Source organism: Herbidospora mongoliensis, assembly GCF_001570545.1.
Lineage (GTDB): Bacteria > Actinomycetota > Actinomycetes > Streptosporangiales > Streptosporangiaceae > Herbidospora > Herbidospora mongoliensis.
This window is the reverse complement of sequence record NZ_BBXD01000014.1, coordinates 242,115-256,900: the sequence shown is the minus strand read 5'-3', so window position 1 is coordinate 256,900 and position 14,786 is coordinate 242,115. Positions and strand designations below refer to the sequence as shown.

The 14,786-nt window shown below is 71.5% G+C and carries 17 protein-coding genes; 15 read left to right on the top strand and 2 right to left on the bottom strand.

Annotation, left to right across the window (positions count from 1 at the left end; genetic code table 11):
- Positions 1-250: 250 nt before the first annotated feature.
- The 3 genes from AW272_RS20170 to AW272_RS20160 are packed head-to-tail and all read left to right on the top strand — an operon-like array spanning position 251 to position 2,144.
- Positions 251-787, top strand: coding sequence for a helix-turn-helix domain-containing protein (locus tag AW272_RS20170; protein ID WP_066367382.1), 537 nt, complete (start codon positions 251-253; stop codon positions 785-787).
- Positions 788-804: 17 nt separating this feature from the next.
- On the top strand, positions 805-1,143 hold the full coding sequence (locus AW272_RS20165; protein WP_218010970.1) for a TIGR04076 family protein: 339 nt from the start codon (positions 805-807) through the stop codon (positions 1,141-1,143).
- Complete coding sequence (locus tag AW272_RS20160) at positions 1,140-2,144, top strand: LLM class flavin-dependent oxidoreductase (protein WP_066367380.1); 1,005 nt, start codon at positions 1,140-1,142, stop codon at positions 2,142-2,144. The genes AW272_RS20165 and AW272_RS20160 overlap by 4 nt, the downstream gene beginning before the upstream one ends.
- Here the strand turns inward: AW272_RS20160 and AW272_RS20155 are convergent.
- On the bottom strand, positions 2,141-2,590 hold the full coding sequence (locus AW272_RS20155; RefSeq protein ID WP_066367377.1) for an Lrp/AsnC family transcriptional regulator: 450 nt from the start codon (positions 2,588-2,590) through the stop codon (positions 2,141-2,143). The two genes, AW272_RS20160 and AW272_RS20155, sit on opposite strands and share 4 nt — an antisense overlap.
- Before the next feature lie 110 nt (positions 2,591-2,700).
- On the opposite strand from AW272_RS20155, the gene AW272_RS20150 reads away from it, so the two are divergent.
- From AW272_RS20150 to AW272_RS20095, 12 genes are read left to right on the top strand one after another with little or no spacing between them, the layout of a single operon-like run.
- Positions 2,701-3,567 carry a tryptophan 2,3-dioxygenase gene (locus tag AW272_RS20150; RefSeq protein ID WP_245657638.1) on the top strand — a complete coding sequence of 289 codons (867 nt, stop codon included), beginning with the start codon at positions 2,701-2,703 and terminating at the stop codon, positions 3,565-3,567.
- A gap of 16 nt (positions 3,568-3,583) precedes the next feature.
- A complete protein-coding gene (gene kynU, locus AW272_RS20145; protein ID WP_066367371.1) occupies positions 3,584-4,819 on the top strand; it encodes a kynureninase in 1,236 nt (411 codons plus the stop codon).
- Positions 4,816-6,135 (top strand): FAD-dependent oxidoreductase, encoded by a 1,320-nt coding sequence (locus tag AW272_RS20140; RefSeq protein WP_066367369.1) that lies wholly within the window; start codon positions 4,816-4,818, stop codon positions 6,133-6,135. The genes kynU and AW272_RS20140 overlap by 4 nt, the downstream gene beginning before the upstream one ends.
- Positions 6,132-7,637: a 2-hydroxymuconic semialdehyde dehydrogenase gene (locus AW272_RS20135; RefSeq protein ID WP_245657637.1), complete on the top strand. Its 1,506-nt coding sequence runs from the start codon at positions 6,132-6,134 to the stop codon at positions 7,635-7,637. Before AW272_RS20140 ends, AW272_RS20135 begins: the two co-directional genes overlap by 4 nt.
- The gene (locus AW272_RS20130; protein ID WP_066367367.1) at positions 7,634-8,425 is read left to right on the top strand and encodes a 2-keto-4-pentenoate hydratase; all 792 of its coding nucleotides are present in this window, start codon (positions 7,634-7,636) and stop codon (positions 8,423-8,425) included. Before AW272_RS20135 ends, AW272_RS20130 begins: the two co-directional genes overlap by 4 nt.
- Complete coding sequence (locus tag AW272_RS20125; RefSeq protein WP_066367365.1) at positions 8,422-9,327, top strand: acetaldehyde dehydrogenase (acetylating); 906 nt, start codon at positions 8,422-8,424, stop codon at positions 9,325-9,327. The genes AW272_RS20130 and AW272_RS20125 overlap by 4 nt, the downstream gene beginning before the upstream one ends.
- Positions 9,324-10,331: a 4-hydroxy-2-oxovalerate aldolase gene (gene dmpG, locus AW272_RS20120; RefSeq protein WP_066367363.1), complete on the top strand. Its 1,008-nt coding sequence runs from the start codon at positions 9,324-9,326 to the stop codon at positions 10,329-10,331. Before AW272_RS20125 ends, dmpG begins: the two co-directional genes overlap by 4 nt.
- Positions 10,328-11,062 (top strand): 2-keto-4-pentenoate hydratase, encoded by a 735-nt coding sequence (locus tag AW272_RS20115; protein WP_066367361.1) that lies wholly within the window; start codon positions 10,328-10,330, stop codon positions 11,060-11,062. The genes dmpG and AW272_RS20115 overlap by 4 nt, the downstream gene beginning before the upstream one ends.
- Complete coding sequence (locus AW272_RS20110; RefSeq protein ID WP_066367358.1) at positions 11,059-11,472, top strand: RidA family protein; 414 nt, start codon at positions 11,059-11,061, stop codon at positions 11,470-11,472. The genes AW272_RS20115 and AW272_RS20110 overlap by 4 nt, the downstream gene beginning before the upstream one ends.
- Positions 11,469-11,993: a 3-hydroxyanthranilate 3,4-dioxygenase gene (locus AW272_RS20105; RefSeq protein ID WP_066367355.1), complete on the top strand. Its 525-nt coding sequence runs from the start codon at positions 11,469-11,471 to the stop codon at positions 11,991-11,993. Before AW272_RS20110 ends, AW272_RS20105 begins: the two co-directional genes overlap by 4 nt.
- Entirely contained in the window at positions 11,993-12,994 is a 1,002-nt protein-coding gene (locus AW272_RS20100) for an amidohydrolase family protein (RefSeq protein ID WP_066367352.1), read from the top strand. Before AW272_RS20105 ends, AW272_RS20100 begins: the two co-directional genes overlap by 1 nt.
- 8 nt (positions 12,995-13,002) lie before the next feature.
- Positions 13,003-14,010 (top strand): alpha/beta hydrolase family protein, encoded by a 1,008-nt coding sequence (locus AW272_RS20095; RefSeq protein ID WP_218010968.1) that lies wholly within the window; start codon positions 13,003-13,005, stop codon positions 14,008-14,010.
- Between the two features lie 13 nt (positions 14,011-14,023).
- Here AW272_RS20095 and AW272_RS20090 read toward each other — a convergent pair whose 3' ends face one another.
- Positions 14,024-14,716: a LysE family translocator gene (locus AW272_RS20090; protein ID WP_066367349.1), complete on the bottom strand. Its 693-nt coding sequence runs from the start codon at positions 14,714-14,716 to the stop codon at positions 14,024-14,026.
- Between the last annotated feature and the right edge of the window lie 70 nt (positions 14,717-14,786).

Here is a 14,786-nt window from a genome sequence, read left to right as displayed (position 1 = left end):
ACTTGGGCATATGGGGCGATGTCATGACTCTCCTGTGCGGCAGCGACACGTGGCCGCGACCCGACGTGCAGCCTTACTGCACGTTGACCGGGCACGCTAGGGCGTTGGCAGGGATCGCGTCAAGACCCGTCACCGCTGATCACCTGGCCACAACTGTCTGTTGACGGCGAACACCCGCACCCATACGGTGCTGCCCACGCGTGTAGTTAACCTGCACGTGACAGAGCGATGGTAGGAAAGGACGGCGTGGGTGATCGGAGATCGCTTGCACGAGTTGCGCACCGAACGGGGGATGAGCCTGCGAGCTTTGGCCGAGCAGGCCGGGGTCTCCCCGACGTTGCTCAGCCAGATCGAGCGGGGCGTCACCGAGCCCAGCCTGTCGACCCTGCGCCGCCTGGCCGGGGTGTTCGGCGCCTCCATCGCCTCGCTGTTCGAAGACCCCGCCGCACCGTCGGTGTGGATCAGCCGGCCCGGTGAGCGCAGCACCCTCGGCGCGCCCAACGGCCAGATCCGCTACGAGCGGCTGACCCCCGGCAACGGGCAGCTCGAGGTGCTGCACGCGGTGCTGGCGCCCGGCGAGGTCTCCAGCGACGAGCTGTGGAGCCACCCGTCCATGGAGTGCGTCTACGTGGTGGCGGGCACGCTGACCGTCCAGGTCGAGCGATCGACCTACACGGTCACGGCGGGCGAGAGCCTGACCCTCGACTCCAACCGGCCGCACCGCTACCTGAACACCTCCGACACCGTGGCGGAGATCGTTCTGGCGATAAACCCCCCGACACCCTGAGCGAAAGGACCCACAGGGTGGACGACACCTCCGGCGACACGTCCGGCGACATGGACATCTACGACCTCCGGGTCACCGTCGAGCGCATCGAGGGCCGGTCGGTCTGCGGCATGAGCGTCGGCGACCACTTCGACCTGACGAACAGCGCCCACCTGAAGCTGCCCGACGGGCAGCACTTCTGCGTGTACGCGCTGGCCTCCGTGCTCCCGTTCCTGGCCGCCAAGCAGCGCGACCTGGCCTCCGGCGACTGGCTGGCCCAGGACACCCTGTTCGCCTGCCCCGACCCGGAGGAGCGCCTGATCATGCAGGTCTCCCGCACCTGCCGGCGGCGGATGAACTCGGCGGATCTGACGTGACCCACGTAGAGATCGGCTTGGGCCTCCAGAGCGACAAGGGCGCGGGCGACTACGCCCGGCTGGCCCGCAGCGCCGAGGAGCACGGCTTCGACGTGCTGACCGTCTTCGGCGACCTCATGTACCAGCCGCCGATCTTCCCCCTGCTGGAGATGGCCGCCGCCACCGAACGCGTACGCCTGGGCGTGGCCTGCCTCAACCCCTACTCCCTGGCTCCCTACGAGATCGCGGGCCAGATCGCCGCGCTCGACCTGGCCTCGCGCGGCCGGGCCTACCTGGGCCTGGCGCGGGGAACCTGGCTGGGCGCGGTCGGCATCGACCAGCAGCGCCCGCTGACCACCCTGGAGGAGTCGGCGCAGGTCGTCTACCGGCTGCTGCGCGGCGACGCCGACGGCTACGAGGGCAGGGTGTTCCGGCTGGCCCCGGGCACCACGCTGCGTTACCCGGTGCACCGCCCCGATCCGCCGCTGCTGCTCGGCGCGTGGGGCGCCAAGGGGGCGGCGCTCGCCGGGCGCATCGCCGACGAGATCAAGGTGGGCGGCAGCGCCAACCCGGCGATGGTGAAGGTGATCCGCGAGCGGCTGCGGCCGGGCGCGGAGGCCGCCGGGCGCGACGCCGACGACGTCGGGATCGTGCTCGGCGCGGTCACCGTCGTCGACACCGACGGCGCGGCGGCGCGGGCGCGGGCGCGGGCGGAGGTGGCCATGTACCTCGCGGTCGTGGCCGAGCTCGACCCGACCCTGGAGATCCCGGCCGACCTGGTGGCCCGGGTGAAGGAGCTGGTCGACGCGGGGCGGCACGAGGAGGCGGGCCGGCTCATCCCCGGTGACCTGCTCGACCTGTTCGCCTTCGCGGGCACCCCCGACCACGTCGCGGCGCAGGCGCAGGCGCTCATCGACGCGGGGGTGCGCCGGGTCGAGTTCGGCACCCCCCACGGGCTGAGCGACCGGCGCGGCGTGGAACTCCTGGGGTCGGCGGTGCTTCCGTCGCTGCGGCGGCCCTAAGCCGGTGAGGTACGGGGCGGGGTGACCGATTGCCACGGGAGCGGGGTCGACAGCACCATCGTGCTCGACGGCTGGCCGTAGGGCGCGAGCCGGTCGATGACGTGCTCGAAGGCGTCCATGGTCTCGGCGGCCACCTTGAGGATGCAGCAGGCGTCGCCGGTGATGCGGTGGATCTCCAGCACCTCCGGCCACTTCGCCACCGACGGGTCGCGCAACATGCAGCGGGGGCCGTAACAGGACATCCGGATGATCGCCATCACCGGCCAGCCGGTCCGGGTCAGGTCGACCCGGGCGTGGTAGCCGGAGATGACGCCGGTCTCCTCCAGCCGCCGCACCCGCTCGGCCACGGCGGGCGGCGACAGGTGCACCCGGCGGGACAGTTCGCTGAAGGACAGCCGCGCGTCGACCTGCAACTCGCGCAGCAGCGCCCAATCCATATCGTCCATGGCGACCTTCGGTTCGTTAAGCGATTGAGCGGTTTGGCCATGAAACCACAGGCCAAGCGCGCATCGTACCGTTAAGTGCTCCTTCTAAACATATGACCGTTTGGAGGAGCATGAGGTTTGTGGAGAGCACGAACAGCACGCGCGCGGCCAAGGCCGCCGCCAACGGCGGGAACCCCACTTTGGAGTTCGCCGACGGCCTGCCGTACGACGTCTACGTGCACGCCGAGACCCTGCACTCGCTGCAGCAGACCATCAGCAAGGACCCCGGTGAGATGTCCTTCCTCATGGTCAGCCAGATCATGGAGTTGTATTTCGGCCTGACCTGCTTCGAACTGCGCGAGGCCCAGCGGTTCTTGCGCGACGACGACGTCTGGGGCGCGCTCGCCCCGCTGAAGCGCGCCGCCCTGGACATCGAGGGCCTCAACGCCGCCTGGCGCGGGCTCGACTGGATGACACCGGCCGATTTCAACCGCTTCCGCGACCTGCTGGGTGAGGCCTCGGGCTTCCAGTCCGCCATGTACCGGCACCTGGAATTCCTGCTGGGCCTGCGCAGCGCGACGCTGCTGCGGCCCTTCCAGCGCCAGCCCGAGGTGTACGCCTCGCTCCAGGACACCCTGCGCGCGCCCAGCCTGTGGGACGACGTGATCGCCACGCTCGCCCGCCAGGGCTTCGCCATTCCCCGCGACCTGCTGGAACGCGACGTGACCATCGAGCACGAGGGCCACCCCGCCGTCGAGGCCGCCTGGGTCGAGATCTACCGGGAGAACACCCCCGGCAACCACCTCTGGTCGCTCGGCGAGGCGCTCACCGAACTCGCCGACGGCTTCGGCGACTGGCGCTGGCAGCACCTCAAGGCGGTGCAGCGCACCATGGGCGAGAAGTCCGGCAGCGGCGGCTCCGCCGGGGCCAACTGGCTGCGCCGCAGCCTGGCCCGAGTGGTCTTCCCCGAAATCTGGTCCGCCAGGACCCTGGTCTGAGCGGAGCGCGACGACGATGTTCACCGAGGCCGACGCCCTCGAACGCGACACGGCCGACCCCGGCCACCGCGATCTCTTCCACGTCCCCCCGGCGGACGGCGGCCGTTACGCCGAAGCCGCCTACCTGGCCGGGAACTCGCTGGGGCTGCAGCCCAAGGCCACCAGGGGCGACCTGCTCGACGACCTGGACTCCTGGGCGCGACTCGGCGTCGAGGGCCATCTCGACGCGGCCCGCCCGTGGTTGCCCTACCACGGGTTCCTGACCGACACCGCAGCCCGGCTGGTCGGCGCGCTGCCGGAGGAGACCGTGGTGATGAACTCACTGACGGTCAACCTGCACCTGCTGATGGTGTCCTTCTACCGGCCCGCCGGCACCCGGACGAAGATCGTCATCGAGGACACCGCCTTCCCCTCCGACAGCTACGCGGTGCGCAGCCAGGCCCGTTTCCACGGCCTCGACCCCGACGAGACGGTGGTCCGGCTCGACCCCGCCGACGTGCTCGGCTACCTGGCCCGGGAGGGCCACGAGGTCGCGCTGGTGCTGCTCGGCGGGGTCAACTACCTCACCGGCGAACTGATGGACATCCCCGCGATCACCCGCGCGGGGCACGAGGCCGGTGCGCTGGTCGGCTGGGACCTGGCGCACGCCGCCGGGAACGTCCCGCTGGAGCTGCACGCCTGGGGCCCCGACTTCGCGGCCTGGTGCTCCTACAAGTACCTGAACGCGGGGCCTGGGGCGCTCGGCGGCGTGTTCGTCCACGAACGGCACCTCGGCGACCCGGCGGTCCAGCGGTTCGAGGGCTGGTGGAGCACCGAACCGGCCACCCGCTTCGAGATGACGCCGGTCTCCCGGCCTCCGGCGACGGCCGACGCCTGGCAGATCTCCAACCCGCCGATCTACGCGATGGGTCCGGTCCGCACCTCCCTGGAGATCTTCGACCGGTACGGCATGACCGACCTCCGGGCCCGCAGTGAGCGCCTCACCGGCTACCTGGAATCGCTGCTCGACGAGCTCCCGCTCACCCTGGTGACCCCGCGCGATCCCGACCGGAGGGGCAGCCAGCTCTCGCTGCGCATCGGCACCGGCAGCGCCCACGAGCTGGCCAAACGGCTGCGTTTCGAGTTCGGCGTGATCACCGACGCCCGGGAGCCGGACATCGTCCGGGCCGCGCCGGTGCCCCTGTACTGCACCTACCACGACTGCTGGCGGCTGGCCGACGCCCTCGCCCACGTCATCGAGGAGGTCCGATGAGCGACGAGATAGCGGTGGTCGGCGCCGGCCTGGCCGGTTGCCTGCTCGCCTGTTTCCTGGCCAGGCGCGGCCTGCCCGTCGCCCTGTACGAACGCCGCCCCGACCCCAGGACCGGCACCGTCGAGCGGGGCCGCTCGATCAACCTCGCCCTCTCGGAGCGCGGCCTCGACGCGCTGCGCCGCATCGGCCTCGACAAGCAGGTCATGGCCGACGCGCTGCCGATGCGCGGGCGTGTCATCCACCCGGTGAAAGGTGAACTGGACTTCCAGCCCTACAGCCACGACGGGCAGCGGGCGATCAACTCGATCAGCCGCTCGACCCTCAACAACGCCCTGCTCACCGCGGCGGCCGAACAGCCCGGCGTGCGCATCGTCTTCGACCACCGGCTGACCGATCTCGACCCGCGGACGGGCGAGATGACGTACGAGACCCCGGACGGCGTCGTGAAAGCCAGAGCGGCCGTGGTGCTCGGCGCCGACGGCGCGGGTTCGGCGGTGCGGGCCCAGCTGCTGGCGCACGCCGGGCTGACGGAGAGCCTCGACTTCCTCGACTACGGCTACAAGGAGCTGCGCATCCCGCCGCGCGACGGCGAGTTCGCCCTCTCCCCGGACGCGCTGCACATCTGGCCGCGCGGCACCTCCATGATGATCGCGCTGCCCAACCCCGACCGCTCGTTCACCTGCACCCTGTTCTGGCCCAACAGCGGCACCAGCAGCTTCGCCTCGATCGGCAGCCCCGCCGCCGTCGAACGCCACTTCGCCGAGCACTACCCCGACCTGATCGAGCTCGCCCCCACCCTCGTCGAGGACTACCGGCACAACCCCGTCGGCCTGCTCGGCACCGTGCGCTGCACCCCCTGGCACGTCGGTGGGAAGGCCGCGCTGATCGGCGACGCCGCCCACGCGATCGTGCCCTTCTACGGACAGGGCGCCAACTGCGCCTTCGAGGACGTCGTCGAACTCGACCGCTGCCTCGACGAGACCGCCGGCGACTGGACCCGCGCGCTGCCCCTCTACGAGGAGCGGCGCAGGGACAACACCGAGGCCATCGCCCGGATGGCCCTGGCCAACTTCGTCGAGATGCGCGACAAGGTGGCCTCCCCCGTCTTCCAGCTCCAGAAGAAGGTGGAACACGCGCTGGAGCGGGCCCTGCCCGGCCGCTACGTGTCCCGCTACGAGCTGGTCTCCTTCTCGACCGTGCCCTACGCGCAGGTGCGGCGGCGGGTGCGCCGCCAGCACCGGGTGCTCGGCGCGGCCGTCGGCGCGGGGGCGCTGCTCATCGGCGGCGCGATCCTGAGAGGAAGGCGGAGCGCATGACAGAGCCCATGACACTGTGGAAGCCCGACCTGATGGCCGGACGGCCGGTCGGCGAGCCGGGCCTGCTGCGCAACTTCGTCGACGGCCGGTTCGTCGCGGAGGGGAAGCGGTTCGCCAAGGTCAGCCCGGTCACCGGCGAGACGGTGTTCGAGGTCGCGGAGGCCGACGCCGGCACCGTCGACGCGGCGGTCGAGGCGGCCCGCCGGGCGATGCGCGGGCCGTGGGGCCGGATGGACGAGCGCCAGCGCGCGGCGATCCTGAACGCCATCGCCGATGAGCTGGACCGGCGGTTCGACGACCTGGTCACCGCCGAGGTCGCCGACACCGGCAAACCGATCTCGCAGGCCAGAACCCTGGACATCCCGCGCGGCGCGGCCAACTTCCGGGCCTTCGCCGAGATCGCCGTCACGACCCCCACGGAGTCGTTCGTCACCGGCGGGCGGGCGCTCAACTACGCGGTGCGCAAGCCGGTCGGCGTGGTCGCGGTCATCGTGCCGTGGAACCTGCCGTTGCTACTGCTGACCTGGAAGGTCGCCCCCGCGCTGGCGTGCGGGAACGCGGTGATCGTCAAGCCGTCGGAGGAGACGCCCGCCTCCGCCACCCTGCTGGCCGAGGTGATGGCGGCGGTCGGCGTGCCCGACGGGGTGTTCAACCTGGTGCACGGCTTCGGCCCCGGTTCGGCGGGCGAGTTCCTCACCACGCACCCGGGGGTCGACGCGATCACCTTCACCGGTGAGTCGGCCACCGGCAGCGCGATCATGCGGGCGGCGTCCGACGGGGTGAAGGCGGTCTCGTTCGAGCTCGGCGGCAAGAACGCCGGGCTGATCTTCGCCGACGCCGATCTGGACGCCGCCGTGGAGGGCTCGGTGCGCTCCAGCTTCACCAACGGCGGCCAGGTGTGCCTGTGCACCGAACGCCTCTACGTGCAGCGGCCGGTCTTCGAGGAGTTCACCGAACGGCTGGCCCGGCGGGCCGCCGCGCAGGGCTTCGGCTGGCCGTCCGACCCGGCGACCGGCACGATGCCGCTGATCTCCCGGGGCCACCGCGACAAGGTGCTCGGCTACTACGACCTGGCCCGCGCCGAGGGCGCGACCGTGCTCGCCGGAGGTGACGTGCCGGTCTTCGGCGACGCCAGGGACGGCGGCGCGTACGTGCGGCCGACCGTGCTCACCGGTCTGGGGCAGGACGCCAGGACCAACCGGGAGGAGATCTTCGGCCCGGTCTGCCACGTCGCCCCCTTCGACGATGAGGAGGAGGCGTTCGCGCTGGCCAACGACAGCGTCTACGGCCTGGCCGCGACCGTCTGGACCCGCGACGTCGGCCGGGCCCACCGGGCGGGCGCCCGCCTCGACGCCGGGATCGTCTGGGTCAACACCTGGTTCCTGCGCGACCTGCGCACCCCGTTCGGCGGGGTCAAGGCCTCGGGTGTCGGCCGCGAGGGCGGCGTGCACTCGCTCGCCTTCTATTCGGAGCTCACCAACGTCTGCGTGGACCTCTCATGACCGACATCCAGCGCGCCGCAACGATCCTGCGCGACGCCTACGACACCGGCACGCCGTGCCCTCCCCTGCGCGGCGACCTGCTGCCCGAGGGGGACGTGGCCACGGCGTACGCCGTCCAGCAGGCGCAGGTGGAGCGGTGGACCGCCGAAGGGCGGCGGCCGGTCGGCGCGAAGATCGGGCTGACCAACCCCGTCGTGCAGAAGGCCCTGGGCGTCTACCAGCCGGACTTCGGCGTGCTGTTCGCCGACATGGCGGTGCCCGACGGCGCTGAAGTCGCCCCCGGCCGGGTGCTCCAGCCCCGGGTGGAGGCGGAGATCGCGTTCGTGCTCGGCGCCGACCTGCCGCACGAGCAGGTGACGGTGGTGGACGTGATCCGCGCGACCGACCACCTGCTGCCGGCCATCGAGATCGTCGGGTCGCGGGTGGCGAACTGGGACATCTCCATCGTGGACACCGTCGCCGACAACGCCTCCAGCGGCCTGTTCGTGCTCGGCACCAGCCCCCGCCGCGTCGCCGACGTGGACCTCCGGCTCTGCGGGGCGGTGCTCGAACACGACGGCGAGCCCGTCTCCGTCGGCGCGGGCGCGGCCTGCCTGGGCAACCCGGCGCACGCCGTTGCGTGGCTGGCCGGGACGCTCGCCCGCGCCGGCCGCCCGCTGCGGGCCGGTGACGTGGTGCTCTCCGGCGCGCTCGGGCCGATGGTCCCGGTGACGCCGGGCGCGGCCTACGAGGCGCGCATCTCGGGCCTCGGCTCGGTCAGGATCTGTTTCGGCAAGGAGGCCGCGTGAACACCGGAGTGGCGGTGATCGGTTCCGGCAACATCGGCACCGATCTGATGATCAAGGTGCTGCGCGTGTCGACGACGCTGCGCATGGTGGCCATGGCCGGGATCGACCCCGCCTCCGACGGCCTCGCGCGGGCCCGGCGCCTGGGCGTGGCCACCACGGACAAGGGCGTCGAGGGCCTGGTCGCGATGCCGGAGTTCGCCGACGTCGAGGTGGTCTTCGACGCCACCTCCGCCGGAGCCCACAGGCACAACGACGAGGTGCTGCGCGCCCACGGCAAGGTCGTCGTCGACCTCACCCCGGCCGCCGTCGGCCCCTACGTCGTGCCGCCGGTCAATCTCGACGAGCACCTCGGCGAGCGCAACGTCAACATGGTCACCTGCGGCGGCCAGGCCACCGTGCCGATCGTGGCCGCCGTCGGCAGGGTCACTCCGATCGTGTACGGGGAGATCGTCGCCTCCATCGCCTCACGGTCGGCCGGGCCGGGCACCCGGGCCAACATCGACGAGTTCACCGAGACGACGTCCCGGGCGATCGAGGTGGTCGGCGGGGCCGAGCGCGGCAAGGCGATCATCGTGCTCAATCCGGCCGAGCCCCCGCTGCTCATGCGCGACACCGTCTACTGCCTGTGCCTCGACGCCGATCACGACGCGATCGCACGCTCGGTGACCGAGATGGTGGCCTCGGTGCGGGAGTACGTGCCCGGCTACCGCCTCAAGCAGGAGGTGCAGTTCGATCCCGTGGACGCCTACGTCCCGGCACTGGGCCGCAGGTTCACCGGCCTCCAGGTGTCGGTGTTCCTGGAGGTCTCCGGCGCCGGGCACTACCTGCCCGAATACGCCGGGAACCTCGACATCATGACCTCGGCGGCGCTGCGCACGGCCGAACGGATGGTGGCCCGGTGAACCGCCTCTACATCCAGGACGTGACCCTGCGCGACGGCATGCACGCCATCGCCCACCGTTACACCCCGGCCCAGGTCGCCCGGATCGCCGCCGCGCTCGACACGGCCGGGGTCGACGCCATCGAGGTCGCCCACGGCGACGGCCTGGCGGGCTCCAGCGTCAACTACGGCCACGGCGCGGCCGGGGACGCCGAATGGATCACCGCTGCGGCGGAGGTGATGACGAAGGCCCGGCTCACCACGCTGCTCCTGCCGGGCATCGGCACCATCGCCGACCTGAAGGCCGCCCGCGACCTCGGCGTCACCAGCGTGCGCATCGCCACCCACTGCACCGAGGCCGACATCGCCGCCCAGCACATCGCCTGGGCCAGGGACAACGGCATGGACGTGGCCGGTTTCCTGATGATGTCCCACATGGCCGACCCGGCGACGCTCGCCGGGCAGGCCAAGCTCATGGAGTCGTACGGCGCGCACTGCGTCTACGTCACCGACTCGGGCGGCCGGTTGCTCATGCGCGACGTCGCCGAACGGGTCGACGCCTACCGGCAACTGCTCGACGAGGGCACCGAGATCGGCATCCACGCCCACCACAACCTGTCGCTCGGCGTCGCCAACAGCGTCGTCGCCGTCGAGCACGGCACCACCCGGGTCGACGCGTCGCTGGCCGGGATGGGCGCGGGAGCGGGCAACGCCCCGCTGGAGGTCTTCGCCGCCGTCGCCGAACTCCACGGATGGCCGCACGGCTGCGACGTGTTCGCGCTGATGGACGCCGCCGACGACCTCGTCCGGCCGCTCCAGGACCGGCCCGTGCGGGTCGACAGGGAGACGCTCTCGCTCGGCTACGCCGGGGTCTACTCCAGCTTCCTGCGGCACGCCGAACGCGCCGCCGACCGCTACGGCGTGGATGTCCGCGCCATCCTGGTCGAACTGGGCCGCCGTCGCATGGTCGGCGGCCAGGAGGACATGATCGTCGACGTGGCGCTCGACCTCGGAGGAACCCGATGATCAGTGAGCTCGCAGACCGCCTCGACCGGGCCGCGCTGTCGGCAACGGCCATTCCACGCCTCGCGGCGGCGGCCGGACTCGACCCTGCCGGGGCCTACGACGTGCAGCGCGCCCTCGTCGAACGGCGGCTGGCCCGGGGCGAACGGATGGCGGGCGTGAAGATGGGCCTGACCAGCCGCGCCAAGATGGCCCAGGTCGGCGTGGACGAGGTCATCTGGGGCCACCTCACCGACGGCATGCGGATCGACGACGGCGGCGTGCTCGACCTGACGCGGTTGATCCACGCGCGGGCCGAGCCCGAGGTCGCCTTCCTGCTCTCCCACGACCCCGAACCGGTCGTCCGGGCGGTCGCCCCGGCGCTGGAGGTGATCGACTCGCGGTTCGAGGGCTTCGACTTCTCGCTCCCCGACGTGATCGCCGACAACACCTCGGCGGCCGGTTTCGTCGTCGGCCCGTGGCGGCCGGTGCCCGAAGGGCTGGACAATCTCGGCGTGCTGCTGGAGGTGAACGGCCGGGTCGTCCAGACCGGCTCGACGGCCGCCATCCTCGGCGACCCCCGTCGCGCCTTCGACGCGGCGGTCCGCCTGGCCGGTGGCAGTGGCGTGGAGTTGCGTGACGGATGGATCGTCCTGGCGGGCGCGGCCACGGCGGCGGTTCCGTTGAACCCCGGCGACCATGTGCGCGCGGTGGTCGAGAAGCTCGGCACGGCGTCGTTCAAGGCGTCGTCATGATCGTGCCGGGGAAGGCCACTCCTCGTGGGCGCTTCCCTCATCTGAAGATCGCCGGAGGGTTCGCCTTCGTCTCGGGCACCTCCAGCCGCCGTCCCGACAACACCATCGCCGGGGCCGAGGCCGACGCGATGGGCACCACGTCGCTGGACATCCGGGTGCAGACCCGGGCGGTGATCGAGAACATCGGGGACATCCTCGCCTCCGCCGGGGCGGGCCTGTCGGACCTGGTGCAGGTGACCACGTACCTGGTGAACATGAACGACTTCGGCGGCTACAACGAGGTCTACGCCGAGTACTTCGACGAGACCGGGCCCGCCCGCACCACCGTGGCGGTGCACCAGCTTCCCCATCCCCATCTGCTGATCGAGATACAGGCCATGGCGCTGCTGCCGGAAGGAGTCGACGAATGACCGACATCACGGAGCCGGTGAACTTCCCCGGCTGGATCGAGGGCAACAAGCACCTGCTCAAGCCGCCGGTCGGCAACAAGGAGATGTTCCCGGGCGGGTCGGACTTCATCGTGCAGGTCGTGGGCGGGCCCAACCAGCGCACCGACTTCCACGTCGACCCGTACGAGGAGTTCTTCTACCAGGTCAAGGGCACCATGCACGTCAACCTCATGACGCCCGACGGGCCGCGGACCGTGCACATCCGCGAGGGCGAGATGTGGATGCTGCCGGGGAACGTGCCCCACTCGCCGCAGCGGCCGGAGGCCGGGTCGATCGGCATGGTGGTCGAGCGGGTGCGCGAGGAGGGCACGCTGGAGAGGTTCCAGTGGTACTGCCTCGACTGCGGGACCCTGCTGCACGAGGTCGAACTCCAGGTCCGCGACATCGTCCAGGACCTGCCGCCGGTCTTCCAGGCGTTCTACGCCGACGAGGCCGCCCGCACCTGCGAAAACTGCGGCGCGCTGCACCCGGGCAAGGGCTGATGGCCGGGCCCGTCGTCGACGCCCACACCCACCTGGTGCCGAAGGGGTGGCCCGACCTGGCCGCGCGGTGCGGCGGCACGGACTGGCCCTGGCTCCGCGTCGACTCCGAACGCGCCGCCATGATCATGGTGGGCGAGACCGAGTTCCGCCCGATCGGCGCCCAGGCCTGGGACGCCGGCACCCGCCTGGCCGACATGGACGCCGACGGCGTCGACGTGCAGGTCGTCTCCCCCACGCCGGTCTTCTTCTCCTACGAGCGCCCGGCCGGCCAGGCCGTCAAGGTGGCGCGCATCTTCAACGACCTCACGCTGGAGCTGACCGGGAAAAGCGACCGGTTCGTTCCGTTCTGCCAGGTGCCGCTCCAGGATCCGGAGGCGGCGTGCGAGGAACTCGACCGCTGCCTGGCCAACGGCCACGTCGGCGTCGAGATCGGCAACCACGTCGGCGACCGCGACCTCGACGATCCGGGCATCGTGATGTTCCTGAAGCACTGCGCGGAGGTCGGCGCGCCGGTCTTCGTCCACCCGTGGGACATGCCCGGCGGCCCGAGGCTCGACCGCTGGATGGCGCGCTGGCTGACCGGCATGCCGGCCGAGACGCATCTGTCGGTGCTGGCGCTCATCCTCGGCGGCGTCTTCGACGAGGTGCCGCCGACGCTGCGCCTGTGCTTCGCCCACGGCGGCGGCAGCTTCCCGTTCTGGCTCGGCCGCGCCGACAACGCCTGGCACCGCCGCGGTGACGTGGTGCGCGGCCGGTCGGCCCACCCGCCGAGCCACTACGTCGACCGGTTCTCCGTCGACAGCGTGGTGTTCGAACCGGCGGCGCTGCGGCTGCTGGTGGACACGATGGGCGACGACCGGGTGATGGTCGGCAGCGACTACCCCTACCCGCTGGGCGAGCGCCCCGTCGGCAAGGTCGTGCGCGACGCCGGGTTCCTGAGCACGGAGCAGCGGGACAAGCTGCTGTCCGGCAACGCCCTGCGCTTCCTCGGGAGAACATGATGATCCTGGTGGCACTCACCCCCGGCCTGACCGCCGACCCTGATCTGGTCCGGCACATCGCCGAGACGGAGTTCCGGCGCCTGGGAGTCGACGGCCGTGTGGTGACCGGCCTCGACGAAACAGGAGAGGCGGTGGTCGCGCTGGGAGAACCGGTGCCGCACCCCGCCCCCATCGTCTGGTACGACCCCGCAGACACCGGCCCGGTCGAGGTCTCCCCCGGCTCCGTCCACCTGTACGGCCGTGGCCTGTGGGGCCTGGCCTGGGCGATCCGCCACGCCGTGCACCGGCTGCGGCACCCCGCCGAGCGCATCGCCTACGGCCCCGGCGACGAGCAGTGGGGCGACCTGCGCCTGCCGCCGCACCACGACGGAACCCCCTTGCCGGTCGCGGTGCTCATCCACGGCGGCTACTGGCGCTCGATCTGGGCGGCCGACCTCATGGACGCCCTGGCCATCGACCTGGCCGAACGCGGCTACGCCGCCTGGAACCTCGAATATCGCCGCCCCGACCGGCACGGCTGGCAGGCCACCGTCGCCGACATCGCGGCGGGCCTCGACCGCCTGGCCGGCATCGGCTCCCTGGACCTCGATCGCGTCGCGGTCCTCGGCCACTCGGCGGGCGGCCAGCTGGCCCTGCGCGCCGCCGCCGACGACAACCGGATCGCCCTGGCCGTCTCCCTGGCCGGCGTCGTCGACCTCGCCGAGGGCGAGCGCCGCCGCGTCGGAACGGGCGCGGTCCCGCACGCCCTGGGCGGTCCCTCCGCCGAGATCCCCGCGGTGTACGCCGCCGCCGACCCGATGAGCCGCCTGCCGCTGGGTGTGCCGCAACTCCTCGTCATGGGCGAGGACGACGACCTCGACCTGATCGACTTCAACCGCCGCTACGCCGCCAGAGCCCACGCGACGGGCGACGACGTCACGTATGTCGAACGGCCGGGCGACCACTTCGCGGTGATCGACCCGGCGTCGGAGATCTGGGCGGCGACCATGGCCGAGGTGGACGGACGGCTCCGCTAGCGCCCGTCGGGGGTCAGACCGGGACCGACCAGGTCCGGCAGGGCTTCTCCGCGCAGCCGGCGATGCGTGACGTGCCGGCGCTGTGGTCGAAGGCGAGCATGACGGCCAGGACGCCGAGCATGCCGCCCATGACGACCCGCTGGGCCTGCAGCCAGAAGGGCCGGCGGGCGAGGAAGCCCGCGACGCCGCCGGCGACCAGGACGATCGACAGGTTCACGGAGGTCGCCACCCCGATCTGGAATGCTCCGAGGACGAGACCCTGGAGGAGGACATTGCCCTTCTCCAGGTCGATGAACTGCGGGATGACGGAGATGTAGAGGATGGCGATCTTCGGGTTGAGCAGGTTGGTCATCAGGCCCATCGCGAAGAGCCGCCGCGGCGGGTCGTCCGGTATCTCCTGCACGGTGAACACCGACACGCCGCCGGGCTTGATGGTCTTCCAGGCCAGCCAGAGCAGGTAGGCGGCCCCGGCCAGGCGGATCGCGGTGAGGATCTCGGGAACCGCGGCGAAGAGCACGGCCAGGCCGAGGTTGGTGCCGACCAGGTAGACGAGGAATCCGGCCACCACTCCGCACAGCGAGATGATTCCGGCCCGGCGGCCCTGGCTGATGCTCCGCGACACCAGGTACATCATGTTCGGCCCGGGAGACAGCACCATGCCGAGGGCGATGGAGACGACGCCCAGCACCGCACTCTGTTCGACCACGACGCCGCCTTCTTTCCTGAGGAGACCCGAGATCTCACCTGGGCTTTCTCAGCGTAACCATGAGATCTGT